The sequence below is a fragment of the Desulforhabdus sp. TSK genome (genome assembly GCF_022836495.1).
Classification (GTDB): domain Bacteria; phylum Desulfobacterota; class Syntrophobacteria; order Syntrophobacterales; family Syntrophobacteraceae; genus Desulforhabdus.
Genome location: NZ_BQXM01000017.1, coordinates 1 through 25414 on the forward strand (window position 1 = coordinate 1; position 25414 = coordinate 25414).

A 25414-nucleotide genomic window follows, 5' to 3' on the forward strand; every position below is an offset into this window, starting at 1 on the left:
CACTTCAGAATGATTGGCATATATCCATTCCGGAAAAACCACGGAGTCCCTGCTGGTTCTGATAGCCGGCACCATGCTCATTCTTTCGTCCAATTGTTGATCCCACCTACACTTATTGAGAAGTTACGATTTTTTCCAATAACGCTTTGGAAATCCAGTCTTATTGCGATTTGCCGTGAGGGAATGAATCGCAGGTGCAGCCAAAGGGGCAGGAGGAAATCACGATGGGGTGTCGGAGGGTGACGGGAGGGTCAGGGCGAGTACGGCTGCACCTGCGGTCAGGAGTGAGGCGACGAGGTAGGTGAGGGTGAAGCTGCCTGTGGCCCCGGCAATGAGCCCGGCGCTTCCGGGACCGATGGCCTGGCCCACGGCGAAAAAGAGGGTAATGGTCGTAAAGGCACTGGCCGCCCTGGAGATGCCGACATAATCACCCACGGCGGCAGCCATAATCGTGGGGATGGCAAAGACCGCCAGGCCGTAGAGGACGATGGAGGCCATCAACGCCACGCTGCCGAGCTTCAGACCTGCCAGGAGGTAGGCCGTGGTTTGCACCGCGAACACCAGGGCCAGCCCTCGTTTACGCCCGATGGTGTCCGAGAGGGTGCCGAACCCGACTCCTGAAAACAGGCTGAAGAAACCGACCCAGGACCAGTAAAATCCCGCCTGTTGCTCACTGAATCCATACTCCCTGACCATTGTCGTGACGATAAAGGTCCCATAGATCATGAAAGTGACCCCGAAAACCAGGTAGAGAATGCCGAGACGCACGAGAATCGATCCCGCAGCGGGCTTATAGAGGGGCTCCATGGGGTCGTGTGGGGCCGGGCGAGGGCGCCCCACCGGTTCCAGGCCCAGATCCGAAGGATGACTGCGCAGCAGGAGCATCGCACAGACGGCGGTCACCAGGGCGATGCCTCCAATGGCCAGCCATCCCAGGCGCCAGCCGTTGTCACCGAAGATGCGGTTGAGCAGAGGAATGAGAAAGCCGGCAAAAATGATCCCAACCCCGTTGCCGGCAATGACGATCCCGGCCGCCTTGCCCCTCTGCTCGCTGCGGAACCAGTAGGTCAGCAGGACCATCATGGGGATATTGGCGAATCCCGTTCCGATGCCCGTCAATGTATAAAGGAAGGCGATGAGGTAGAAGCTCCCGCTGCAGCTCACGCCGGACAAGCTGAAGGCAATCAGCAGGAGCGCGGCAGCGATGGTCGGATGGGGGCGGAAGCGTGAAATGAAGGTAGGGGCCAGCAGGACCGCCGTGAGGTATCCAATGAAATTCGCCGTGCCGATGAATCCCATCCGTTCATAAGGCAGACCCAGCGCTGCCTGCATGCCCGGCAGAAGCATCGCATAGGCGAAACGGGCAAGCCCGAGGCAGGAAAACAGGACCAGCATGCCCGTGGCAACGATGATCCAGCCGTAGTGAACTCCCTGGATTTTAACAGCGAATTTCATTGCAGCCTCATGGAAAAATCTTGTCTTTCTTGCGGTAAACCATTCCCTGGAAAAGAGCGATGAGCTCACCGGCTTCATCGGTGACGCGGATCGTATATGAGGCCAGTTTGGGATTCCTGGAAACTTCCGTCGCCTCGGCGAAAAGAGTCCCCTTTGAAGCCGCTTTCATGAACGTGATGTTGACATTGACGGCTACAGCCACGGTTCCATGGGAATTGGACGCTACCGAAAATACCAGGTCCGCCAGGGAAAAAATAGCCGCTCCATGGACGATGTTGACAGAGTTCAGATGGTGGTCCTTGACCTCCATTCTTGCCCGGGCGCTGCCCTCCGACACTTCAAGCAGCTCGATGCCGACGCGCTCCGCAAATCTGTCGTTCTTGAAAAATTGGATCATGTGCTCCATCGCTGTCCCCTTTTTTTTCAGGCAGGTCGTGTGTTCTCGAGAAGCAGTCGGGGTCCTGTCGTTTCCAATGGCTGAAGCATTTATCGAATACAACTATTTTTCATGGGGAGCTTCCCATATCTCTCATACAAAGAAATCGATCCGAGCAGCTTTCAGCCCGGCAGCGATTCCGGGTTTACGGCTTACATGCGATTGCCCCGATCTGTGTAAGACTTGAGGGGCGAAAATGCCTCGAATCAGGTTCGACCGTCGCAGGTGTCTGTTAGACGGCCGAGGGGCGTGATCTTGAGGGTTGCTTTGTCGGACGCATTGCCGGTATGATGCACCCAGGAATGGGAGGGGAGAATTACATGCAGGGCTTTGGCGTGCTTGTCGGGGCATGCGGTCACCATGGCGTCCAATGCCACCCTTCCAGTAGTGAACTTTTTGAAAACGAGAAAAAACCAGGAGGAGGAAATGCTATGAAAAGATTGATACTTTTCTCGATTCTTGTTGCTGTGCTGTTTGTCACACCCTCTGTCTACGCACAACGGAGCTTCCCGCTCGGTTTTGGGAATCTCGCTCTGAAGGTCGATTATTTCAGGTTTACAGACAGTGACCTGGAGGATCTGGATCTTGAAAACGGCGTCTATATCGGAATTGAAGGTTATGTGGCGTTGCTCGATACCAATCTCTACCTGGGTATGGAAACCGGATGGGCGGGGACGTCGAGCGATACGACCGGCTATTACGATGGATGGCGGTACAAGACGGATGTGGATGTGGACTATGTGCCGATCGAATTCAATGTCAAGTATGTCTTTCCCATCGATCCCATTATGAATTTTGGTGTCGGTGCCGGCCTTTCGGCCAACTATTTCAATATCAATGTGGATGGTTACAGGTACTCTGACAGTGAGGACGACTGGCTGTTCGGCGGACAACTTTTCGCCGACTTGAATTTCAGAATGGATCCATGGTTTGCAGGCGTCAATGTCAAATACCAGTGGACCGATGACATCGAGCTGGGAGGCATCGATACAGACGTGAGTGCTTCCAACTTCAGGGCCGGCGGCCAGGTGGGAATCATGTTTTGAGAAGATAAGGAAATTTGTCCAAATGGCGGATCTCGGTCTCCTGGAGATCCGCTTGGCAGAAAACGGCAGGGGCAGGCAGCGGCGTCAGCCGACGCCTGTCCCTTGTACTCGTTTTTTGGGGCCTTCAAACCCTCTTCCCCAGCTTCAGACAATTCTCGACTTCCATGTGCAGGTGTCGTCATTTGAATTGATACAGGAGCATACGCATGATCGTTCCCCAAAAGGCTTTTCTGACCAGGGGTGTGGGGTTTCACAAGAATGAGCTGCAGTCCTACGAGTTGGCTCTTCGGGATGCCAGAATCGAAAAGCAAAACATCGTGAGCGTCTCGAGTATTTTCCCGCCGAACTGCGAGATCATCAGTCTGGAGGAAGGGTTGAGCCTGCTCATGCCGGGGCAGATCACCTTTTGCGTCATGGCCAGGCTGAGTACGAATGAATACGGCAGAATCATCGGCGCATCTGTCGGGATTGCATTCCCTTCGGATAGAAATCAGTACGGCTACATCAGTGAATATCATTCCTACGGAAAGGAGGAAATGGAGCTCGGCGATTTTGCTGAAGACCTTGCGTCAACGATGCTGGCCACGACCCTGGGTGTCGAGTTCGATCCCGATAAAGACTACGACGAGCGACGTGAAATCTACCAGATGAGCGGAAAAGTCGTTGAATCCCTTTCCTTTCCCTGTGTGACCAAGGGCAAAAAGGGCTGTTACGCCACGGTGATCTCCTGTGTGGTGTTCATAGAATGACAGGCGCTCGACAGGTTCCTCACTACCCCCACACAATTCCCACTTTACTGTAGGGCTTTCCCGTCGCGCGCTCCAGGTTCTGCTGGGCCGGCGCGTATGCCCCGTCAATTTTCCTGGCCACCTGGTAATGGGTGACGGCCTCTTTCCGCTGGTCCCGGATCTCGTACAACCCTCCCAGAATATTGAAGGCCTCCGGCCGATGCTGATCGATAAAAATGGCCTTGTGCGCATACACGAAGGCCGCGCTGAATTTTTTCTCGGCGATGCTTTTCCCGGCCAGGTCGAGGTAATTTTCATAGGTAAAGGCCGTGGGTCCGCCTTCGGAGATGGCCAGCACCCGGCCAACGATTTCCCTCACTTCCGTAGGTTCAAAGGGCTTCTGGAGGAAGTCCACCGCCCCCAGCTTCATGGCCTCAACCACTGCCTCCACAGTGCCGTAAGCGGTGATGATGATGACTTTCGTCTCGGAAAGCCGCTCGGCAGCCCGGCGCAGAACGGTCAGCCCGTCCATTCCCGGCAGGCGTAAATCCAGGATCATGACGGCGTAAGTCTTTTCGGCCAGCTTTTGAAGGGCTTCCTCTCCCTGGAAGACAGCGTCCGCTTCCAGTCCGATGGCATCCAGAACAGCTTTCAGTGTCAGCCGGATGTTCCGCTCGTCATCCACAATGAGAATACGTGGCGCTCCCATTTTTGCTCTAAGCTCCTCATACCCTGCCGGCTAGAGGCAGAGTGAACGTGAAAGTACTGCCCCGGCCGGGCTCGGATTCCAGCCAGATGCCCCCCCGGTGGGCTCGGATAATCTCCTTGCTGATGGCCAGGCCAAGGCCGCTGCCCCCGCTGGCCTCGCCCTGATCCAACCGAACAAACTTATCGAAAATGCGGGATTGCATCTCCCGAGGCACCCCAGGTCCGTCATCCTGAACCTTCATGTGGACCGCATCTCCGACTCTTTCACCCAGAAGCCGGACATGGCCTCCAGAGGGTGTATAGCGCACCGCATTGGCCAATAGATTCACCAGGACCCAAACGATCTTGTTGGGATCGGCCAGGACTTCCGGCAGGTCCTCCGGCACTTCCACCGTGAGGGCGATTCCTCCAGCTTCAGCCTGCGGTTTGATCATTGTACTCGCCTGCAGGCTCAGGAAAGCGGGCGTTACCGGCTCCAGGGAGATCTCCAGCCTGCCGGCTTCGATCTTGGACAAATCCAGAAGATCGTTCACCAGCGTCTTGAGGCGATTCACTTCCTCATGGCAGACGCCCAGGAGCTCCCGCTCCTGATCGGTGAGCTTGGCTGCGGCCGATTCCATGAGCATCCCCACCGACATGCCGATACTGGTCAAGGGGGTGCGCAGCTCATGAGACGCGGTCATGACAAACTCGCTTTTCAGGCGCTCCAGTTCCTTCATTCGCGTGATGTCCCTCAGGACCAGCACGGCTCCCGGGATGACGCCCGCGCGCGAGCGCATGGGCAGGATCGCCACCTGGAAGAGCTGGTCTCCATCGTCTTTGGGGACGGGCAAAACGTTCTCTTCATCCGTCAGGTGCGGAGGCTGACCGGATTCAAGGGCAGCCTTCAGTCCCTGAAAGATGCTCTCATCCCTCACGACCTCCAGGACGTGCTTGCCGAGGGCGTCCTCGGGATCTACCTGGAAAATAGCCGTCGCCTTGGGATTCAGGTTGGTGATGAGGAGCTTTTCGTCCACCACCACGAGGCCGTCGTCCACGCTGCGAATGATAGCCTCGCTTTTGCGCTTTTCGGCGAGCATCTGATCGATGTTCATGTTGTGAAAATGCTTCAGCTTCTCGGCCATGTCGTTGAACGCCTCGGCCAGGAGCCTCAGTTCTCCCCCTCCGTGCACCGGCACGTGGACTGAGTAATCCCCTTCGGCGAGGTGTGATACTGCGTTCTTCAGCTCCGTCACCGGCCGGGAAATGAGGCGCGAAAGCAAGAGACTGAAAGTCATGCCGACGAGGATAGCCGCGCCGCCAATGAGGGATATGAACAGGACCGCCTGCCCCGCCAGGTGCCGCGCCTGCCTGCTGGCAGTGTACATGGCCTCGTGATTCAGCGTCCGAAGTTGAATGCAGGTATCGCGGATCGTCCGAAACCGAGGTAGAATCTGGTCATGATAGAGTGCGACAGCGTGATCCCGATCCATTTCCCTTGTGAGCCGCAGTTGGGACACGTCCTGCAGGTAGGCGGTGTAATGCTTTTCGATGGCTTCCACCACCTCTCTTTCACCCGGGACAGTGATGTTGTCCTTGGCCCGGCCCAGCCATTGCAGAAAGCCCACTTCGCTCTCATGGAGCTCCTTGATGCCGAGCTCCTTGAAATCGAGGAGGATCAGGAGGACACCCGAATCCTGGCGCTCGATATCGTTGATCATGTTTTCAGCAGCCAGGGTGCTGAGATAATTCTCCTGGAGAATAGCGTCGGAGGCCCTCCCCAGGCGCAAAAGGAGGGCAATGGCCAACACCAGGATGAGCGCCACGATCACCATGCCTGCGCCGTAGCCCAGGAATATTTTCGAACGAAGGGTTTTCACGGGAAACAGCCGTCGAAGTCAGCCATGGCAGCGGTCTCTTGTCTGAAGACGATTAAATCTCTACCTGACTCCCCAACTCCACCACGCGCCCAGGGGGGATACCGAAAAAGGTGGACACATTCCATGCGTTGCGGGAGAGGAAGGCGAAGAGTCCCTTCCGCCAGCGGGCCATCTTGCTGGGACCGGTGGTCAGCAGGGATTCACGACCCAAATAAAAGGAAGTGGCAAAACTATCCACATCCATGCCCTGCTCATTGGCCAGATCGATGATCTCCGGCATTCTGGGGGTTTCCATGAAGCCGTAGGAAGCCACAATGCGGTAAAACCCCAGCCCCTTGTCGGTGATTTCAAGTCGTTTCTCCCGTGGGACATAAGGGGTATCCGTCGTGCCAATGGAGAGGATGAACACTCTTTCGGGAAGGGCTTCGTTATGCTTCAACAGGTGCAGCAGCACCAGGGGAGTACCCGTCGGCGATACCGAGAGGAAGAATGCAGTACCGGGAGTCCGCACCAGTTTGTAGGTCGTGATGTCGTACATGAGAACATCGAGGGGAACCTGGGCCTCTTCGAAACGCTTCCGGAGAATGGCCCGGCCGTCCCGCCAGGTGACCATCATGATGAACAGGAAGACCGCGACGCTCACTGCAAACCAGCCGCCGTCAAAAAACTTGAGGAGGTTGGCCCCGAAGTAAGACAGATCGAAGCACAGGAAGACGACGGCAAGGAGCAAGGACCTCCAGCGCGGCCAGCCCCAGTTGTAGCGGGTGACGTAAAAATAGATGAGCGTGCTGATGCACATGGTGCCTGTCACGGCGATGCCGTAGGCTGCGGCCAGATTGCTGGATTTCTTGAAGGCCAGAGCCAGGCCGAGGCATCCGATCATCATCATGGAATTGACCCAGGGCATGTAAATCTGGCCCTTGGTTTCGCCCGAGGTGTGTATGATGCGCAGCCGGGGGCAGTAGCCGATCTGAATGGCCTGCTGCATGAGGGAGAATACGCCGGAGATCATGGCCTGGGAGGCGATGACCGCCGCAATGGTAGACAGGGCCACCATGGGATAGAGGAGCAGCCGGGGCACCAGCCCATAAAAGGGATGGACAGCCGCCTGTGGATCTTCGAGCACGAGGGCGGTTTGCCCCAAATAGTTCAGCAGGAGGGCGGGAAAGACCAGAACGACCCACGAAAGCCGAATGGGACCGCGCCCAAAATGCCCCATGTCGGCGTAGAGGGCTTCGCATCCCGTGATGCACAGCACCACGGAACCGAGCACCACGATACCGTGCAGCTCATTGACTGCAAAAAAGTGGACGGCGTGGCGGGGGTCCAGGGCAGCCAGGATTCCCGGCGAGCGCACGACCTGCATGAAACCCAGGAAACCCAGCGCAATAAACCAAAAGATCATGATGGGGCCGAAAATCTTGCCGATACGCTCCGTGCCCTGGCTCTGGACGAGGAAGAGGCCCAGCAGGACGCCGCAGGAGATGGGCAGAACAAAAGGCTCGGCGGCCGTCGTGGCCACATTGAGCCCTTCCATGGCCGAGAGCACGGAGATGACGGGAGTGATGAGCCCTTCACCGCACAGGAGGGCAGCCCCAAAGATGGCCAGGAGAACCAGCAGGTTCACCCGCTGGGGAGCGACACTGTTCCTGCCCTTGCTCAAAAAGAGTGCGGCCAGGGCGTAAATCCCGCCCTCTCCATGGTTGTCGGCCCTCAAGATGAACATGACGTACTTGACGGTCACCACCATCGTCAGGGACCAAAAAATCAGGGACATGACGCCCAGAATGTTATCGGGGGTAATGGTCATGGCGTGGGGGCCGTGGAAGCATTCCTTGACGGTGTATAGCGGGCTGGTGCCGATGTCGCCGAAAACCACTCCCAGTGCTCCCAGAGCCAGGACCAGTTTCCTTTTGATAGGGGAATTTCCGCTTGATTCTCCGTGAAGGGATGGCGAGACAGGTTCTGCCGAGACGGATTGAGGCGACTGCTCCGCCCCTGAGGTCGAAGATGCGCTCATGGAGTTCCTCCAAACCATTTCTTCCCGGGAGGTCACGCCTCCGGGCAACAGGTCCGGAAGGTCTCTCCCCATCGACGTCTACGAGGTTAGCTGTAGGGCTCGGACCGATGAGGTTGTCCTACGCCTGAAGGCGATGCGCCCCAGATACCCGGGTTCCCCGTTCCAGCCGGCTGTGGCTGGATTCGACGCTGCTTTCTTGATTCCTATTTACCAGTTCTGAGAAAATTAGTGAAGCGATAAGAGATTGCTCAAGGACGGCTCCAGGGAATGAATCCTGACGAAGCTGTACAATCGTAGCGGCAAAAAATGCTAGAATGAAAAAAAATCGTTTTTCGAGTCAAAGCCCATATGCAAACAGAAGGGATGCTTCGAACCACTGCCGGAGCTTTCCCGCTGTCGGAAGGAGGGTGCATCATGGTTCTGGAACTGGGGCGCATACCCATTGAGGCCATCGAGTGGGGGGCGAAAACCCTCATCGAAGGGACGGTTCTCCACATCAACCGGCAGGAGCTTCTGGAAAGGGCGAGGCAGGGAGACTCCCGTATCACGGGGGTGCAGGTGGACATCGCCCGGCCGGGGGAGAGTGTGCGGATCATTCCCGTGAAGGATGTCGTCGAGCCCCGGGTCAAGGTCCAGGGAAAGGGTGGGATCTTTCCCGGCCTGGTTTCGGGCGTGGAAACGGTGGGGACGGGAAGGACCCATGTCCTCCAGGGATGCTCCGTCGTCACTGCTGGGCAGGTCGTGGGGTTCCAGGAAGGGATGATCGACATGACCGGTCCGGGTGCCCGCTATACTTCCTTTTCCAGGCTGCTGAACGTAGTCCTGGTGGTGGACGTTCAAGAAGGCATCTCCCGGCACGACCACGAAGAAGCACTTCGGCTGGCGGGATTGCGCGCTGCCGCTTACCTGGGAGAAGCGGGCCGTCATGTTGATCCGGCCCGGGTGGAGCGTTTCGAGGTGCGCCGCCTTTTGGAAGCCAAGCCCCCCGCCACGGATCTTCCCCGGGTGGCTTATGTCTATATGCTCCTGAGCCAGGGCCTGCTGCATGATACGTATCTTTACGGGCGCGATGTGAAGATGCTCCTTCCTACCCTCATCCTGCCCACCGAAGTCATGGACGGGGCCATTGTGAGCGGAAACTGCGTTTCAGCGTGCGATAAGAACACCACCTATCACCATCAGAACAATCCCATCATCCAGGAGCTCATGGCGAGGGACGGCATCGATCTGCAGTATGTCGGGACCGTGGTCACCAACGCCAATGTGACCCTCAGAGACAAGATGCGGTCTTCGGAATATGCCGTCAAACTATTGGAAATGCTTGGAGCCGACGGAGCGGTCCTCTCCAAGGAAGGTTTTGGCAATCCCGATGCGGATGCCATGATGACCTGTTCCAAATTGGAAGAGCGAGGCATTCGCACCGTTCTGCTCACCGACGAGTTTGCGGGAATCGATGGAGCGTCTCAGTCCCTTGCCGATACGACTCCCAGGGCCGATGCCGTCGTGAGTGTGGGAAACGCCAATGAACAGATCATCCTGCCACCCATGGGGAAGGTGATCGGCGATATCCGAGTCATTGAAAAAATGGCGGGAGGACAGTCCGGCTGTCTTGTCGAGGGTGAGATCCGAGCCGAGCTCCAGGTCGTCATGGGAGCAACCAATGAACTGGGCTTCGAAACCTTGTACGCTCGGGGAGAATAGGGGGATTTCATGGGAAAAAAGCTGAAGGCAATCCACTATCTCAATCAATTTTTCGGGCAGATCGGGGGAGAAGACAAGGCCGATGTGGAGCCTCTGGTCAAAGCGGGTCCCATAGGTCCCGGCGTCCTTTTCCAGGAGCTCTTCGGTGGGGAAGTCGAGATCACGGCCACGGTCATCTGCGGGGACAATTATTTCGGAGAGCACATGGATGACGCAGCAGAAGCGGTGCTGGCGATCATCGAGGGTTATCGCCCCGACGTGGTGGTGGCCGGCCCCGCCTTCAATGCGGGGAGGTATGGAATGGCCTGCGGTGCGGTATGTGCCGCTGTGGCGAAGCGGCTGGGGATTCCTGTTGTGACGGGGATGTTTCCTGAAAATCCGGGCGTCGAATCTTACCGCAAAGATGTCACCATCGTGGAAACGAAGGCCACCACCGCCGGAATGCGGGACGCCGCCCAGCTCATGACCCGCCTTGCCCTCAAGCTTGCTCGAAAAGAATCGCTTGGGGCTCCCGGCGAGGAAGGATATCTGCCGAGGGGGATCCGCCGGAACACCTTTGCCTCGGAGACCGGTGCGGCGAGGGCTGTGGCGATGCTTCTGCGCAAGTTGAAAGGCGAGGACTATGTCACTGAATACCCCATGCCGGTTTTCGATCGCGTGGCCCCCCTGCCTCCTGTGGAGCGCATGTACGAGATCACCCTGGCCCTCATCACCAGCGGCGGGATTGTTCCCAAAGGCAATCCGGACCGAGTGGAATCCTCCAGTGCGACGAAATACGGGAAGTATAACATCGGCGGCTTGAAGCGACTGTCACCCGAATCCCATGAAACGGCCCATGGGGGCTACGACCCCACCTATGCCAACGAGGACCCTCACCGCGTGCTCCCCCTGGATGTGGTGAGAGACCTGGAGCAGGAGGGAGCCATCGGAAAACTTTATCCGTACTACTATGCCACGGTGGGAAACGGCACATCGGTGGCCAGGGCCAGGGAGTTCGCCCGGGAAATCGCCAAAGACCTCGTGCGGGATGGTGTGGGGGCTGTCCTCATCAGCTCCACCTGAGGGACCTGCACTCGTTGCGGCGCAACGATGGCCAAAGAAATTGAAAGAGCGGGCATCCCGGCGGTTCACATCTGCAGCATCGTTCCCATCTCCAGGACAGTGGGAGCAAACCGGATCGTGCCCGCCATCGCCATTCCCCATCCCTTGGGTGATCCCACCCGGACCCGAGATGAGGAGAAAACCCTGCGCAGAGCCCTGGTAGAAAAGGCGCTGCGTGCATTGGAAACCAAGATTGACGAGCAAACGGTTTTCTGAGAGGAGTGTCATGCCTGATCCCATCATTAAAACATGTTCCTATATTTTGGCTCATGCTCCGAATTTCGTCCGGTATGGATCCAAGCCGATGCGGGAGATCGCAGACGATCCGGATGCCGTCTTGCCGAGTATCGAAAGCCACCTCAGGACCTTCCAGGAGGCCGTTGCCTATGCTCCCAACCAGGTCTACATCGGCAATCTCCACCCAGACCGGTTGAACGACATGGAGCAGCCGTGGTACGGCCACCCTCTCGAAGGTGCTTCCCGCTGCGGACCCTATGGTGAGAGCATGCCGGAAGATGAGCTCCTGGCTTTGATGAAGCTCGCGGACGATTTCGACCTCGTGTGGCTCGACAAGGAGACGGCGCCGATCTTGAGTGGAGCTTTACGGTCAAATCCGCTCTGGAAGGATTCCGACCTGAAAAAAGTCGATGCCGGAATGGAACGGGGGCGGATCGACGAGCGCATTCAGCATCATGGATCGCTTCCCCTCTATCGCGACGGCCGGGTGGTGGGCTGCGTCCACAGGCACCACGAGCAGGACGATACCCTCAAGGCCCACGTCCTGATGGAAAATCTTCTGGCCAAAACTTCGGGTGCTCTCGCTTTGACGCATCTCCTGAACAATGCAAAGCTGCGGCCGGACGAGATCGATTTCATCCTCAATTGTTCCGAGGAAGCGGTCGGCGACCGATACAACCGTGGGGGCGGAGGACTGGCCAAAGCCATTGGGGAGATGTGCGGCTGTGCTCACGCGACGGGCTGTGATATCAAAGCTTTTTGTGTGGGGCCCCTGTATGCCATTCTCCATGCCGCGGCCCTGGTCAAGGCAGGGTTGTTCCAAAGAGTGGCCGTGGTGGGCGGGGGATCCATGGCCAAATTGGGGATGAAATTCAAGGGACATGTTTCCAAGGGGATGCCCATCCTGGAGGATGTGCTGGGGGGACTCGCTTTTCTGGTGACCGGGAACGATGGGGAGAGCCCCATTATCCGCCTGGACAGTATTGGCAGGCATGACATCGGTTCCGGCTCTTCTCAACAGAGCATCATGGAATCCCTCGTCCTGAAACCCCTGGATAAGTTGGGAAAGAAGGTCACGGAAGTCGATAAGTACGCAACGGAGCTCCAGAACCCGGAAGTCACCGTGCCGGCGGGGAGCGGCAATGTGCCGCTGACTAATTACCGGATGATCGGAGCCCTGGGCGTATTGCGAAAAGAGCTCAAGCGGGAAGAGATCGACCGGTTTGTAATGGATCACGGCATGCCCGGGTTTTCCCCCACCCAGGGGCACATCCCGGCGGCGGTTCCCTTCCTGGGCCATGCCATTGACGCCATAAGGAAAGGGGAAATGGAGAATGCCATGTTCATCGCTCGCGGCAGCCTCTTTCTCGGCAGGATGACCCAGCTTTCGGATGGATTGTCTTTTTTGCTCGAAAAGAATCCCGGCAAGGCTTGAACGACCGGGAAGCCTTGAACCAAACTCGCAAAGAGAAGAGGATGACTGCGATGCTCAAAGGGAAAAAAGTGATCATTTTCGGAGACCGGGACGGGGTGCCGGCCCCGGCCATTGAAAAGTGCGTGACAGCGGCCGGCGCGGAGGTGGTTTTCGCCGCGACGGAATGCTTCGTCTGAACGGCGGCGGGCGCGGTGGACATGGAAAAGCAGACCATCATCAAGAAACTGGTGGATGAGAGAGGCGTCGAAGATTTGGTGGTGGTCATCGGGGCGGTCGATCCGGAAGTGGCTCAGGTCACGGCGGAGACCGTCACCCTGGGAGATCCCAGTTTCGCAGGTCCACTGGCAGGAGTCTCGTTGAGACTTCCCGTGTATCATATCCTGGAATCCGAAGTGAAAAACGACATCCCTCAAGATGTCTATGAAGAGCAGGCCGGGTTTATGGAAATAGTGGCCGACACTGAGACAATCAGCAGGAAGTTCAAGGAAATCAGGGAAAAGATCACTCAGGTTTGAAGGATGGGACGGCGTTTTCCCGGGCCGCCGGCAGCACGAGTCGAAAGAGGGTTCCCGGCACGGTCGTATTGTCGGGCATCCTCACCGGGCTTTCAACCTCGATGACGCCGTCATGCTCCTGGATGATCCCGTAAGAGACCGACAACCCCAGGCCCGTGCCCTTGCCCACGGGCTTGGTGGTGAAGAAGGGGTCAAAGATCCTGGCTTTGACCTTTTCAGGTATGCCCTTGCCGGTATCCCGGACTTCGATGAGGACCCTGGAGCGCCGTGCATCATAGCGGGTTGTGAAGTAGAGATCGCCTCCCTTCTGGGATTCCATGGCTTGCTGGGCGTTATTGACGAGATTCATGACGACCTGCCGCAGCTTTTCGGCATCGCCGGTGATCGTCGGGATTCCCTCGGCCAGTTCCAGGTGCACGTCGATATGGTTGAGGTTCAAATTGTGTCCCGTGACGGCCACCACATCCGAAACAATCTCGTTGGGGTCGAGGTTTTCCCTGACGCTGCCCGACTGCCGTGAATACTTCAGCAGATCGGCGACAATCTTGCGGCTTGCTTTCGTCTGCCTCTCGATCACCTGCAGATTCTGGTAGATTTCAGAATCAGGCTCGAAGTCATCCATCATCAACTGAGCATATCCCAGGATGACTCCCAGGGGCGTATTGATCTCATGGGCGACCCCCGCCGCCATCTGCCCCACCGAAGCCATTTTCTCACTGGATACGAGCTGCTCCATCATGGTCTTCAGACGGGTGAGATCCTTGGCAATTCCTTCGGAGCCGATCACGGCTCCCTTTTCGTCATAGAGGGCGGTGGCGGAGAGCAGCACGTCGATGACCGACCCATCTTTCTTGGCAAATTCAGCCTCGAAATCAATGAGATAGCCGTCTCTCTCCAATATGGACGCATAAGTGGCGACATCGCCTTCATTTTTGAAGATCCGTGTGAGGGAGAGCGCGGCAATCTCCTCGTGGGTATAGCCGAGCATCTCCCAGCCTGACGGGTTCATCTCCACAATGGCATGATAGGTGTCGGCAAAGAAGACCATGTCTTTCGATGCCGTGAAGAGGTGCCGGAATTTTTTCTCAGATTCGGAAAGTTCCGCTGTACGCTCCTCGACCTTTTCCTCCAAATGGAGATTGAGCTCCTTCAACGCACGGGCAGCCCGGGCCAGCCGTATCTTCGACTGCTGCAGCTTGGCCGCTTTCTGCTCCACAGCCTCGTAGGCCTGGACTCCCTGGTGATAAAAAATCATCACCGCAGACACGGAAATCATGCACAGGGTATTGAACCCTCCCGAATAGGGGGCGAAGACCTTCCAGAGGTCGCGGTTGCCGAGGACGTAAAGGATATTCTTGAGAAGGTGGCCGGCCGCCCTGGAAATGCAGAAGGCAGCGATGGCCAGGGTGACATAGAACAGGTAACTCCAGAGGAAGTTGTCCGGCTGCTTCCTGGTGAGTTTATAAGCGTAGTAGGCCGCGAGAAAGGAAAAGACAATGTTGGCCATCGAACCGATCATGTCGATGGCGATGGTGGGGAGGAGGGGGATGCTGTTCATTTTTTCCTCCCGGTGGGCTCGTTTTCAATGGATTTGTAGAACGAGCGCATGGCGAGGAAGAGCAGGAGCAGGCCCGGGACAATCACCAGGTGATCCATCTTGGTCAGATAGTAGATGACCTTCTGGAGGGAGAGGGGGCCGAGGAGGCGCATCCGGAGGTAGTCTTCACTGTGGGCGAATTGATCGGGCGTGATGAGGACCTCGGCCTGATGGCCGATGAACGCCACCAGGTTCCAGAGAACCATGACTCCACAGAAAAACTGCAGAAAAAGCCAACCTTTGCCGCTGAAGCCGGTGCGGCGAATATCCAGGAAAAAATAGCCGAGGGCGAAAATGAAATGGAGGTGCGCCATCTGATGGACATAAAGCCCTTCGGGCTCGCCATGCACCTGCAGGGCGAGGGCCTCACCGGGAAAGCACAGCAAAAGGGCGATGGGCAGCATCCATGGCAGGGCAGGCTGTCGTCGGTTTTCCGCAGGTTGGCGGGCTGACACCGTGGGAAGTTTCATGATCGTGCGTCCGAAGCCCGTGAAGGGCCGTGGCTCAGTCCCCGAAGGCCTTTCCCAGGAAACGACGGGGGTTTTGGGATAAAACGAGCCTCTCCACTTCCCGGGGAAGCTCGAGCTCTTCGACAACCCGAATGTACTCCACGATGGTCTCGGCTTCGTAAAGAAATGCATCCGAACCGAAGCAGACCTGTTCGGGGTAATGCAGGATGAATTCCCGGTAGCCTTTGGGCGATTTCCGAATGTAGGGAAGCATGGAGGCCAGGTCGGTGAAGACGTTGGGGTACCGGTCCAGGAGCTTGCCCAGTCCCTTGCGGCTGATCCCGAAATGAGGGAAGTCTACCCGAACGTTCGGGAAGTCTTTCAGCAGGGCTGAGGCCACGTCGGCGTAATGCTGCACATCCATGTGGTAAACCAGGGGCAGGTGGTGTGTCTCTGCGTAACCGAAGATCTCCCATTCGCGCTCGTGATAGGCTTTCAGGGAGATTCCGAGGGCTTCGGGAACGCTCTGCAGCTTCATGTCGTTGGCGTCGTCGGCGAGGTAAATCCCCTTGAGTCCCCGAAAACCCCGCTCCATGTAGTCCGAGAGGCGGGTCTTCACGTCGCCGCCCCAGAGGTGACGGGTGTCGACAAAGGGCAAAAGTGTCGGCCTGTGCTCCCGGGCGAGGGTCAGGAGGTTATCCACTTCATGGAAAAGGGGATCTCCCCGATTGTCCACGTACCGTGGGATCAACCCCCACATCTGCTCCGCGTCGAGCTTCGTGTTGACGAGCCCGACCACGACCATCCGGATGAGCCCCTCAGCCATGGCCGCGGCGAGTCCCTCTCGGACGCGGTCGGTATGTTTGGGTGATGTGAAGCAGTGAGTATGAACATCGATGACTTCGCGGGGCATTCCCGTTCCTTTCCATGCATGCTTGGGCGCCGCAATCGAGAGCTTGCTGCAGGGCGTTGCAACACGCATCCCGGCTGCAGTCTTTTTGTGGATGACGGATCAAAAAACTGTTCCTCAGGGACTGGCGGATGACAACGCGTTTCCATCTTTCCCCGGTGGAACATACTGCAGGTCTTCGGGCTTTGGCTCCGTGGATCTCGATCTGCTCTCCATGGCCTCTTTCAGTCGCAATCTCAGGTCCTTGGCTGCGATTGTGGCAATTTCAGCGATTTGGCTGAATTTTTCGGAGCTCATGTCGCTCGATATTCCCACGACCCAGATGGCCAGAGGCAGCCCTCGCTTATTGTTCACCGCCACTGCAACTGCCCAAACTCCTGAAATGTACTCTTCATCATCCGTGGCATACCCCTGGGCACGAATCTGCTCCAATTCGGCAAGATAATTCTCAACATCCGTGATGGTTTTGGAGGTGAAGCGAGGGAGCCCCTTTTCACTGACAAGCTGAAGTATAGACTCTTGCGTCTCCTGGGCCAAAATCACTTTCCAGACCGCACCGGCAAACAGAGGCAGGGTTGTTCCCATCGGTGCTGAAATTTTTAAAGACTCCACAGCTTCTGCCGAGGCAGTGATCATGACGCGCGTCCGGATGCGAGCCCCCAAGAAAACGGTTGCGCCCGTCCGATCGCGGATCTCGTTGAGGATGGGCTGAGCGAGCCTGTTGACCTTCCCGTACCTCCAATCGGCGAAAGCCAAATCCGCGACCGTCGGGCCAAGAAAAAGCTCATGGGCATCATCGCCCAGGATGAGGGCCTTTTCCCGCAACAGTGCGTGAACCAGACCGTGAGTAGTGCTCCTGCTGTATCCCAGCCGATCGGCGAGCTCGACGAGCCGCAAACCGTGCGGGGCCTCCGCGACTGTCCGCAGGAGCTGGAACGCTTTGTGAACTGCCGGAGCTTGATATCCGTTTTGCTGAGAAATGCGGTCTTGTTTGGGCATTAGCGTATTACCTACCATTGCTCGTTGTGAGGGGCTTCACTTTTCAAAAATTCAGTATAGCGAAAAAATGGGATGGAGGGATACAAAAAACAACCCCGGCCGTGGCTCTTTGATCCAACGAATTCCCGGTAAAATTTTACCACTCATCATGGGGTAAAAAGGAACCGTCTGAAGCCTCTGTCATTTGCTATCTGCCATGCATCTTCTGGAATTCAAAATATTTATTAATATAAATCAATATGATAGAATCTGATTCAGCTCAGAGGGCTTCCATGTGGATACGATGCTTAATATATGCTTTTAAATACATAATGCAAACCTTTTTTGTTGACAATAATCTTCGGTTACGAATAGAATCAAAGCGAATCTCGATTCAATTCAGTGAATTTATTGCATGACGGTTCATACACATGAAAAAGGTTGCCGGTACCTCCGCCAATTTGGGAAGATCGAGTGCGCATGCCCTCGTGGAAAGCCGCTGCCAATGAGCCCGGTTCTTTTTCTGCCACTCCAAGCCTCCTGTTTCTCATTGCCGTTCCATCACGCAACCCTGCATGCGTGGCCTGCTGCGCCATTCCCCGGAGATTTTGTTGAAATGTAAAGTTTCTATCAAACCTTTACTTTATCACGTGAAAGGAGAAACACAATGCTCCTGCCCAAGTTTGATTTCCATGAACCGGCAACGCTCGAGGAAGCCTGTCAGATCATGGCGGAGTACGGCACCAGGGCCAAAGTCCTTGCTGGTGGGACGGACCTGCTGGTGGATATGAAGAAGAAGCTGAGCACCCCTAAACAGGTCGTTTCCATCACAAGAATCAAAGAAATGAAAAAGATCGAAACCTCTCCCGACGGCTTGAAGCTCGGTCCCTGTTTCACAGTCGCCGATGTGGCGGCCTCGGAGGCCATCGTAAAAAGATGGCGCGCCCTCTGTGCGGGGGCGAAAGCCCTGGGGAACCCGCTGGTCCGAAACCTTGCAACCATCGGCGGCAATGTTGTGACGGCGAGTCCGTCGGCCGACCTGCCCCCTTCCTTGATTGCCTACGGTGCCAGGGTTGTCTTGAAAAAGACGTCCGGAGAACGGGTTGTATCCCTGGATCATTTTTTTCTCGGTGCGGGGCTGACGGAAATCGCTCCCGATGAAATCCTGACGGAAATTCAGATCGATGCGCCTCCCCTCTATTCCGGCGCCGGCTACATCAACGAAGGCATTCGCAAGTGTCGGGATTGCAACGTGGTCAACGTCGCCTCCTTCATTACCCTGGACGGGCCTGACGGGTTCATCAAGAACGCCAGAATCGTCATGGGCTGCGTGGGGTCGACGGACTTGAGGGCTGTGTCTGCGGAAAAGCTCCTGGTGGGTGAGAAGCCCAGTGAAACGCTCTTTGCCAGAGCCGGCGAGGCAGCCATGCAGGAAGCGGCCCCCCGGGGTTCCGCGGAATCCAGGGCCTCGGCCGAATACAAAAAAGACATGGTGGGAGTGCTGACCAGCAGGACGCTCCATCTGGCCTGGAAGGAGGCTTTGGGGCATTAGCCATGGCGCATCGGCCCCTTTGCGGCTGACCATGATCAGGGATCATTCATCAAGGAGACGGTTCATGAAAAGAATCATTCAACTGACGATCAACGATAAAGAATATGAAGTGGCTGTCGAGCCCAATCAGACGCTCACGGATATGCTTCGATATGAACTGGGGCTGACGGGGACCAAAAAGGGATGCGAGGTGGGGGACTGCGGGTCGTGTACGGTGATCATGGACGGTATCCCGGTCAATTCGTGCCTGGTTCTGGCCATGCAGGCCAATGGAAGGAAAATCACCACCATCGAAGGGCTGGAGACGGAAAAGGGGATGCATCCGATACAGAAGGCCTTCGTGGAAAAAGGCGCCATCCAGTGTGGCTTCTGCACGCCGGGTATGATCCTTTCCTCCAAGAGCCTGCTGGACAAAAATCCAAATCCCACCGAGGAGGAAATACGGGCAGGCATATCGGGGAATCTTTGCAGGTGTACGGGCTACCAGAAGATTGTCGATGCAGTGAAATCTGTCGGTAAATAGCGTTGTCCTGGGTTGCAAACAGTCTGCCGCCGCATCACGGGCGGCAAGCGACAGCATGCAAGGAGAGATATGAATGAGCGGATATGATGTGATCGGTACGGAAGCACCCAGAATCGATGCCCCCGACAAAGCCACCGGGCGGGCCCTGTTCATAGATGATATGACCATGCCGGGCATGCTTTACGGCGCGCTGCTGCAGAGTCCCCTGGCTCACGCCAGGATCCGCGGCATCGATACCTCCGCCGCGAAGCAATTGCCGGGGGTGAAATCCGTTGTCACCTGGGAAGACGCGGGCCTGGTGAAGTATGGGGTGAGCCCCGCACGGTACGATGAGACCATCTTCTGCCATGACAAGGTCCGTCACGTGGGCGACAATGTGGCGGCGGTGGCGGCCGTCGACCTGGAAACCGCCCTGGAGGCCGTTTCTCTCATCAAGGTGGATTACGAGGATCTTCCCGCGGTCTTCACCATCGAACAGGCCATGGCTGAAGGCGCGCCTCTCGTGCACGACATTTATCCTCGAAATATCAGTGCGGAGGTGCACAACGAGTTCGGTGACGTGGAGGCGGCCTTCAAGGAATGCGACCTCATCAAGATGACCTCCCTGGTCAACAAACGCCAGGACTGCGCCTTCATCGAGCCTCAGGGATGCATCGCTTATTACGACCATTCCGGAACCCTGACCCTCTACTCCTCCACGCAGGTCCCCCATTATACCCAGCGCAGTGTGGCCATGGTGCTGGGAATGCCCATAGGAAAGGTCCGGGTGGTGAAGCCCTACGTGGGAGGCGGGTTCGGAGCCAAGGCCTCGGCGAACCATATGGAACTGGCGGCGTGCCTGATGTCCATGAAAACCGGGAAGCCCGTCAAAATGAACTTCGAAAGGGAGCAGGTCTTCTACCACGGCCGCTCGAGGCACCAGTTCTTTCATACGATGACGACGGGAGTGAAGCGCGACGGCACCATCCTGGCCCTCAAGCATGAATGCTATATGAACGGCGGCGCCTATTCGAGCTTTGGAATCGCAACGGTCTACTATGCCGGATCCCTGCTGGGCGGGCCGTACAAAATGCCCAACATGAAATACGACGGGTACCGGATCGCCACAAATCTTCCCGCCTGCGGCGCACAGCGCGGGCATGGCGGCGTTATCGCCCGTGGCTGCTGGGAGCAGCAGCTGGACATGATTGCCGAAGAGCTCGGTATGGATCCCGTTGAATTGCGCCTGAAGAATATCATGACCGCCGGTGACATCACCTGCAACGACCTGAACATGAGCAGTCTCGGCATGAAGGAGTGCATCGAGGCGGTGCGGGACGCCTCCGAGTGGAAAAATAAAAAGGGCAAGCTCCCCAGAGGCAAGGGCATAGGCATGGCCTGCGGGTTCTTCGTGTCCGGCGCCGGCTATCCCATCTATCGCTCCGACACCTTTCACGGCACGGTGGTGATCAAGCTCACCGAGGACGGTGGAACCGCCCTGGTTTATACGGCCTCGGCCGAAATCGGGCAGGGCTCGGACACGGCTTTTGCCATGATCGCGGCAGAAGCGCTGGGAATTCCATTGGAAATGGTGAGGCTTGAGTCCGGCGATACGGACTTCGGCGTGGACCTGGGGGCCTATTCCAGTCGCCAGACGCTCATGACGGGTCATGCCACGAAGGAAGCGGCGGAAGATGTCAAACGCCAGGTGCTTGAAGTCCTTTCCAAAGAACTGAATGTTCCCATGGAGGACATGGATATCAAAAAGGGCCTCATCGTCTTCAAGAAGGAAAAGCCCGATTTCAGCGGACTGAGAACCCGCTACATCAAGGAGCACCGAGGCTGGGTCGACAACCCGGGCGCAGAGGATGAGCTCTCCTTCCGGGAGGCTTCCCGTATCGCCTATCTTGCCAGGGGAAGCATCGTGGGCACCGGCAAATACAAGCCACCCGAGCTGGGAGGAAAATTCAAGGGCGCCGCCGTGGGGACTTCTCCTGCATACGGCTGTTCCGCCCAGATCGTGGAGCTCACCGTGGATGAAGGAACGGGAAGGATCATCATCGATAAAATGGTGGATGCCCACGACTGCGGGAGGGCCATCAACCGCACATCGGTTGAAGGACAGATGCAGGGATCGCTCTCCATGGGCATGGGGGAGGCGTTGTTCGAGGAAGTCAAGTTTGACGCCAGGGGGCGCATCCTCAATGCCGACCTGGCGGAATACAAGATCCCCTCTGCCCTGGATATGCCGCCGACGGAGGTCATCGTTGTGGAAAGCAACGAGCCCAACGGGCCTTTCGGGGCGAAGGAAGTGGGGGAGGGCAACATCATGGCTACCATCCCCGCCATTTTGAATGCTGTGTACGATGCCGTCGGAGTCAGGATTTACGAGCTTCCATTGAATCCTGAGAGGGTACACAAGGCCCTCAAGGAATATAAGCAAAAAAATAAAATCTAGGGTGCTGGATGCAAGCGCCTCCCTCCGGTCCGGCTCTACCGTTTTCATGGAGCCAAGGCCGGAAGGGGGCATGCGGCCCTCGAGGAGAAAAGGTGCACGGAATCAAAATCACTGCAAACGGCTTTGAGATGGAGGTCCCGCGCGAAACGACGCTGGAAAAGCTTCTCGATATCCTGGAAGAGACCGTCCGGCCCGATGTCATCGTAGAGCTCAACCGGAAGTTCGTGCATCTCAACGACTACTCCGCTACGCTCCTGAGGGAAGGGGATGATGTGGAAGTCATTCATCTGGAGATGGGGGGGTGATGCACTCCGGCGCTCCCGTGTAGCCCCCTGAAAGGTCGGTGATGGTCGGGTTTTCCCCACATAGGGGACACCTGGGGTTCCTGGGCACGGTGATGGTTCTGAAATCCCCTTCCAGGAAATTGTAGACCAGGAATCGGCCCAGGAGGCTCTTGCCGATGCGGAGAATGAATTTGAGGACCTCACCGGCCTGGATCAGCCCGATCTGTCCGGGAAGGACATTGAGGACACCGACTTCGTCGCAGGGCGGAACCGTACCGGGTGGGGGGATTTCCGGAATCATGCATCGGAGGCAGGGACCGCCCCCTTTGGGAAAAAAGAGGCTCGCCTGGCCGTCGAACCCGACGGCTCCTCCGAAGACGTAGGGCTTTCCTGCAAAGTAGGCCGCGTCGTTGAGGAGGAATTTGGTTTCGAAGTTATCCGCTCCATCGACGACCACGTCGTATTCGTCAACCAGGCTCAGGGCGTTGGCCGGGGTGAAACGCTCCTGGTGTGCAGTGACGGCCATATCCGGGTTGGTGCGGAGCAGCGTCGCCATGGCCGATTCGGTTTTGGGTCTGCCCACATCGCCGGTCCCATGGAGGATCTGCCTGTGGATGTTGCTCAGATCCACCCTGTCGAAATCGACAATTCCCAATGCACCGACGCCGGCTGCGGCAAGGTAGAGCGCAATGGGGCTGCCCAGTCCGCCGGCGCCCACAAGGAGGACCCTTGATTGCAGAAGCTTCAACTGGCCTTCCTCTCCAACGCCCTGCAGCAGGATTTGCCTCCTGTACCTTTTTGTCTGCTCGTCGGACAGTGCCCTGTCTATCGCCATCGGTATCTTCTCCCCGCTCTCGCTTGAATTCGGAAACAGGATGTTTCGCTCTCGTGCTCGGCCAATGACTGCCCCTCAAGCACAGATGATTGCAGGCAGGACGGAGGTCTATTTCCTGCCACAAGCCTAAACCGCTATCGGCTCTCAAGATAGTTGAGTTTTGGGCATTTAACAACATGCGAAGGGGGGCGTTTCCCTATTGCCACGCTGTTGGATTTGAGGCACTTGAACCATGGATTTTCCAAGGAGTGAGCCGATGTCATCCGGCATCCCATGGGAGATGGAAAGGAGAAAGACAATGCAACTGGACTTGAAGATTCCGGAGCTCTTCAATGCGGCAGATTACTTCGTGGATCGCAATGTGCGGGAAGGCCGGGGCCAGAAGACTGCCGTGATCTGTGAGGATCGTTCCTTCACATACGCCGATATCCAGGCCGGTATGAACCGGGTGGGCAACGCCCTCAAGGGGCTCGGCGTGAGGCTGGAAGAGCGGGTAGCCCTTCTCATGCTGGACACGGAGATCTTTCCCCAGGCATTCTTCGGGGCCGTCAAAATTGGGGCCGTGCCCGTCTGTCTCAATACGCTCCTGCGTCCCAAGGACTATCTGTATCTCCTCAACGACGGCCGGGCAAGGGTCCTCATCGTCGACGCGACCCTGCTGAGCAACATTCAGGAAGTCAAAGAAAATCTCAAATTCCTGGAGCACATTGTTGTGGCGAATGGGCCTGCCCCGGACGGTACCCTTGCCTTCAGCGATTTCATTGCCGGAAAATCCGTGGAGCTTCAAGCGGCCCCCACCACCCCGGATGACTCCTGCTTCTGGCTCTACAGCTCGGGATCCACGGGAATGCCCAAGGGAGCGATTCACCTGCAGCACGACATGGTCTACTGTGCCGAAACTTTTGGAAAACAGGTGGTAGGGGTTCGGGAGGACGACGTCTGTTTCTCGGCGGCAAAGCTGTTCTTTGCCTATGGCTTGGGCAACTCGCTCTATTTCCCCATGAGTGTCGGTGCCACGGCGGTCTATCTCCCGGTGCGGCCGACCCCCGAATCGGTGTACGAGACGGTCCGCCGCTACAAGCCGACGGTATTTTACGGTGTTCCCACACTCTACGGCAGCATGCTGGCGGCAGAGGGAAGCATGGATGGGGTCCGGGTTTGTGTCTCTGCCGGTGAAGCGTTGCCTGCCGACATTTTCAAACGATGGGTGGAGCGTCATGGTGTCAAGATCATTGACGGCATTGGCTCCACGGAAGCCTGCCAGACATTCATTTCCAATCGCATCGACGACATCAGACCGGGGAGTTCGGGCAAGCTGGTCCCCGGCTATGAAGCACGGATCGTGGATGAAAATTTCCAGGATGTCCCCGATGGGGAAGTGGGAACGCTCCTGGTCAAAGGGGACAGTATTTGTGCGGGGTATTGGAACAAGCACGAGAAAACGAAAGCCACCATCCTCGGTGAATGGTTGAATACCGACGACAAGTACTACCAAGACGCTGACGGCTACTACTTCTATGTGGGGCGAACCAACGACATGCTGAAGGTGGGTGGCATCTGGGTTTCACCCATCGATGTCGAAGCGTGCCTCATCGAACATCCCGCCGTCCTGGAATGTGCCGTCATCGGCGCCCCGGACAGTGAAAACCTCATCAAGCCCAAAGCCTTTGTCGTCCTGGATCGCGGCTACACCGCAGATGAAAAGCTGGAGAAGGAGCTGAAGGAGTATGTCAAGACGAAGCTGGCCCACTACAAGTTTCCCCGCTGGATCGTCTTCCTCAACGAGCTCCCCAAGACCGCCACGGGGAAGATCAAGCGCTTCGAACTGAGAAAACCGGCAAATTAAGGCAGCCACTCCATTACCAATCGTGAATTGCCCATGAGAGGCTGTCTGAAAACTCCCTCTCACCCTCACCCCAGCCCTCTCCCTCGAGGGAGAGGAAGAAGAATTCGTCATTCTCAGAGAGCCTGCGAGCGGTCCTCTGACAGCCTGTGAGGGTTTTTGCGGATACAAGGCTCCGCAAAAACCCTCATCCAGAGTGGACGAGCGATTTCATGCCTTGGGTGGGACGACGAGCACCGGAATTTTGGACCTTCTCATAATTGCTTTAATCGTCGGACCGATGGTGTTGTGGGAAAGAAATCCTTCCCGGGTGCCAAGGATGATGAGGTCGCAACCATGCTCTTCGGCGCAGCGGATCACGTTTTCCACAATTTCGCCCTCACTGATGATGATCTCCCGTGACGCATAGCCGCAGGCCGCATCATCGATTCCCGCCTCGGTGCAAAACCGACTGAGGGCTTCATGAATCAATGCGGCGGACGATCTCATCCCCATGAGGGTCTGGTGTGCGTCCTTCTCCTGTGAGTCCACGGTCTCCTTCCAACGCGCATCACCGACGATTGACTTCAAATACCCTGCGGCAGACTCCGGCACCTTTTCCAGGACATGAAGCAGGACGATGGATGCCTGAAATCGAGTCGCCAGAACGACTGCAAAATCAAAAGCCTGCCTGCAGGTTTCCGAAAGATTCGTCGCAAACAAGATGGTTTTAATCGTTGTCAACATGATCCAACCTTTCTTCTTGGGAGGAGACGGGTTGCAACG

Annotated in this window: 23 protein-coding genes and 1 riboswitch; of the genes, 11 read left to right on the plus strand and 12 right to left on the minus strand. The window is 56.9% G+C overall.

Annotation, left to right across the window (positions count from 1 at the left end; translation table 11 throughout):
• Nucleotides 1-219: 219 nt before the first annotated feature.
• The 3 genes from MWC30_RS11425 to MWC30_RS11435 all read right to left on the minus strand — a co-directional run bounded on the left by MWC30_RS11425 (nucleotide 220) and on the right by MWC30_RS11435 (nucleotide 2253).
• Complete coding sequence (locus tag MWC30_RS11425) at nucleotides 220-1455, minus strand: MFS transporter (protein ID WP_244084310.1); 1236 nt, start codon at nucleotides 1453-1455, stop codon at nucleotides 220-222.
• 7 nt (nucleotides 1456-1462) lie between these two features.
• On the minus strand, nucleotides 1463-1861 hold the full coding sequence (locus MWC30_RS11430) for a PaaI family thioesterase (protein WP_244084311.1): 399 nt from the start codon (nucleotides 1859-1861) through the stop codon (nucleotides 1463-1465).
• 236 nt (nucleotides 1862-2097) lie between these two features.
• Nucleotides 2098-2253, minus strand: a complete 156-nt coding sequence (locus tag MWC30_RS11435) for a hypothetical protein (RefSeq protein ID WP_244084312.1) — start codon at nucleotides 2251-2253, stop codon at nucleotides 2098-2100.
• 69 nt (nucleotides 2254-2322) lie between these two features.
• Here MWC30_RS11435 and MWC30_RS11440 point away from each other — a divergent pair, with 69 nt between their 5' ends.
• The gene (locus MWC30_RS11440; protein ID WP_244084313.1) at nucleotides 2323-2937 is read left to right on the plus strand and encodes an outer membrane beta-barrel protein; all 615 of its coding nucleotides are present in this window, start codon (nucleotides 2323-2325) and stop codon (nucleotides 2935-2937) included.
• Between the two features lie 206 nt (nucleotides 2938-3143).
• Nucleotides 3144-3686 (plus strand): pyruvoyl-dependent arginine decarboxylase, encoded by a 543-nt coding sequence (locus MWC30_RS11445; protein WP_244084314.1) that lies wholly within the window; start codon nucleotides 3144-3146, stop codon nucleotides 3684-3686.
• Nucleotides 3687-3708: 22 nt separating this feature from the next.
• Here the strand turns inward: MWC30_RS11445 and MWC30_RS11450 are convergent, their stop codons facing one another.
• From MWC30_RS11450 to MWC30_RS11460, 3 genes are read right to left on the minus strand one after another with little or no spacing between them, the layout of a single operon-like run.
• Nucleotides 3709-4374, minus strand: a complete 666-nt coding sequence (locus MWC30_RS11450) for a response regulator (RefSeq protein WP_244084315.1) — start codon at nucleotides 4372-4374, stop codon at nucleotides 3709-3711.
• A 16-nt stretch (nucleotides 4375-4390) separates the two neighbouring features.
• Nucleotides 4391-6232, minus strand: a complete 1842-nt coding sequence (locus MWC30_RS11455; RefSeq protein ID WP_244084316.1) for an ATP-binding protein — start codon at nucleotides 6230-6232, stop codon at nucleotides 4391-4393.
• Between the two features lie 52 nt (nucleotides 6233-6284).
• The gene (locus MWC30_RS11460; RefSeq protein ID WP_244084317.1) at nucleotides 6285-8252 is read right to left on the minus strand and encodes a potassium transporter Kup; all 1968 of its coding nucleotides are present in this window, start codon (nucleotides 8250-8252) and stop codon (nucleotides 6285-6287) included.
• 60 nt (nucleotides 8253-8312) lie between these two features.
• A riboswitch (cyclic di-AMP (ydaO/yuaA leader) is annotated at nucleotides 8313-8450 on the minus strand.
• 216 nt (nucleotides 8451-8666) lie between these two features.
• On the opposite strand from MWC30_RS11460, the gene MWC30_RS11465 reads away from it, so the two are divergent.
• The 4 genes from MWC30_RS11465 to grdA are packed head-to-tail and all read left to right on the plus strand — an operon-like array spanning nucleotide 8667 to nucleotide 13241.
• The gene (locus MWC30_RS11465; RefSeq protein ID WP_244084318.1) at nucleotides 8667-9953 is read left to right on the plus strand and encodes a glycine/sarcosine/betaine reductase component B subunit; all 1287 of its coding nucleotides are present in this window, start codon (nucleotides 8667-8669) and stop codon (nucleotides 9951-9953) included.
• A 9-nt stretch (nucleotides 9954-9962) separates the two neighbouring features.
• Nucleotides 9963-11270, plus strand: a complete 1308-nt coding sequence (grdB, locus tag MWC30_RS11470; protein WP_244084319.1) for a glycine reductase complex selenoprotein B — start codon at nucleotides 9963-9965, stop codon at nucleotides 11268-11270.
• Nucleotides 11271-11280: 10 nt separating this feature from the next.
• Nucleotides 11281-12726 carry a glycine/sarcosine/betaine reductase complex component C subunit beta gene (gene grdC / locus MWC30_RS11475; protein WP_244084320.1) on the plus strand — a complete coding sequence of 482 codons (1446 nt, stop codon included), beginning with the start codon at nucleotides 11281-11283 and terminating at the stop codon, nucleotides 12724-12726.
• Nucleotides 12727-12776: 50 nt separating this feature from the next.
• Nucleotides 12777-13241, plus strand: a complete 465-nt coding sequence (gene grdA / locus MWC30_RS11480; protein ID WP_244084321.1) for a glycine/sarcosine/betaine reductase complex selenoprotein A — start codon at nucleotides 12777-12779, stop codon at nucleotides 13239-13241.
• On the opposite strand, the gene MWC30_RS11485 is transcribed toward grdA, so the two are convergent.
• From MWC30_RS11485 to MWC30_RS11500, 4 genes are all read right to left on the minus strand, one after another.
• Nucleotides 13228-14799, minus strand: coding sequence for a nitrogen regulation protein NR(II) (locus tag MWC30_RS11485; RefSeq protein ID WP_244084322.1), 1572 nt, complete (start codon nucleotides 14797-14799; stop codon nucleotides 13228-13230). The genes grdA and MWC30_RS11485 overlap by 14 nt on opposite strands.
• Complete coding sequence (locus MWC30_RS11490; RefSeq protein ID WP_244084323.1) at nucleotides 14796-15308, minus strand: hypothetical protein; 513 nt, start codon at nucleotides 15306-15308, stop codon at nucleotides 14796-14798. The genes MWC30_RS11485 and MWC30_RS11490 overlap by 4 nt, the downstream gene beginning before the upstream one ends.
• 34 nt (nucleotides 15309-15342) lie before the next feature.
• Nucleotides 15343-16200, minus strand: a complete 858-nt coding sequence (locus MWC30_RS11495; protein ID WP_244084324.1) for an amidohydrolase family protein — start codon at nucleotides 16198-16200, stop codon at nucleotides 15343-15345.
• 114 nt (nucleotides 16201-16314) lie between these two features.
• A complete protein-coding gene (locus MWC30_RS11500; RefSeq protein WP_244084325.1) occupies nucleotides 16315-17196 on the minus strand; it encodes an IclR family transcriptional regulator in 882 nt (293 codons plus the stop codon).
• Nucleotides 17197-17842: 646 nt separating this feature from the next.
• Between MWC30_RS11500 and MWC30_RS11505 the strand changes: the two genes are divergently transcribed.
• From MWC30_RS11505 to thiS, 4 genes are all read left to right on the plus strand, one after another.
• Entirely contained in the window at nucleotides 17843-18727 is an 885-nt protein-coding gene (locus MWC30_RS11505; RefSeq protein ID WP_244084326.1) for a xanthine dehydrogenase family protein subunit M, read from the plus strand.
• Between the two features lie 64 nt (nucleotides 18728-18791).
• Nucleotides 18792-19250 (plus strand): (2Fe-2S)-binding protein, encoded by a 459-nt coding sequence (locus MWC30_RS11510; protein WP_244084327.1) that lies wholly within the window; start codon nucleotides 18792-18794, stop codon nucleotides 19248-19250.
• A gap of 73 nt (nucleotides 19251-19323) precedes the next feature.
• Nucleotides 19324-21687, plus strand: a complete 2364-nt coding sequence (locus MWC30_RS11515; RefSeq protein WP_244084328.1) for a xanthine dehydrogenase family protein molybdopterin-binding subunit — start codon at nucleotides 19324-19326, stop codon at nucleotides 21685-21687.
• Between the two features lie 92 nt (nucleotides 21688-21779).
• The gene (gene thiS, locus MWC30_RS11520; protein ID WP_244084329.1) at nucleotides 21780-21992 is read left to right on the plus strand and encodes a sulfur carrier protein ThiS; all 213 of its coding nucleotides are present in this window, start codon (nucleotides 21780-21782) and stop codon (nucleotides 21990-21992) included.
• Here thiS and MWC30_RS11525 read toward each other — a convergent pair.
• Complete coding sequence (locus MWC30_RS11525; RefSeq protein ID WP_244084330.1) at nucleotides 21967-22806, minus strand: ThiF family adenylyltransferase; 840 nt, start codon at nucleotides 22804-22806, stop codon at nucleotides 21967-21969. The two genes, thiS and MWC30_RS11525, sit on opposite strands and share 26 nt — an antisense overlap.
• Nucleotides 22807-23104: 298 nt before the next feature.
• On the opposite strand from MWC30_RS11525, the gene MWC30_RS11530 reads away from it, so the two are divergent.
• Nucleotides 23105-24652, plus strand: coding sequence for a benzoate-CoA ligase family protein (locus MWC30_RS11530; RefSeq protein ID WP_244084331.1), 1548 nt, complete (start codon nucleotides 23105-23107; stop codon nucleotides 24650-24652).
• Nucleotides 24653-24859: 207 nt separating this feature from the next.
• Here MWC30_RS11530 and MWC30_RS11535 read toward each other — a convergent pair whose 3' ends face one another.
• Nucleotides 24860-25375: a universal stress protein gene (locus tag MWC30_RS11535; protein ID WP_244084332.1), complete on the minus strand. Its 516-nt coding sequence runs from the start codon at nucleotides 25373-25375 to the stop codon at nucleotides 24860-24862.
• Nucleotides 25376-25414: the final 39 nt, after the last annotated feature.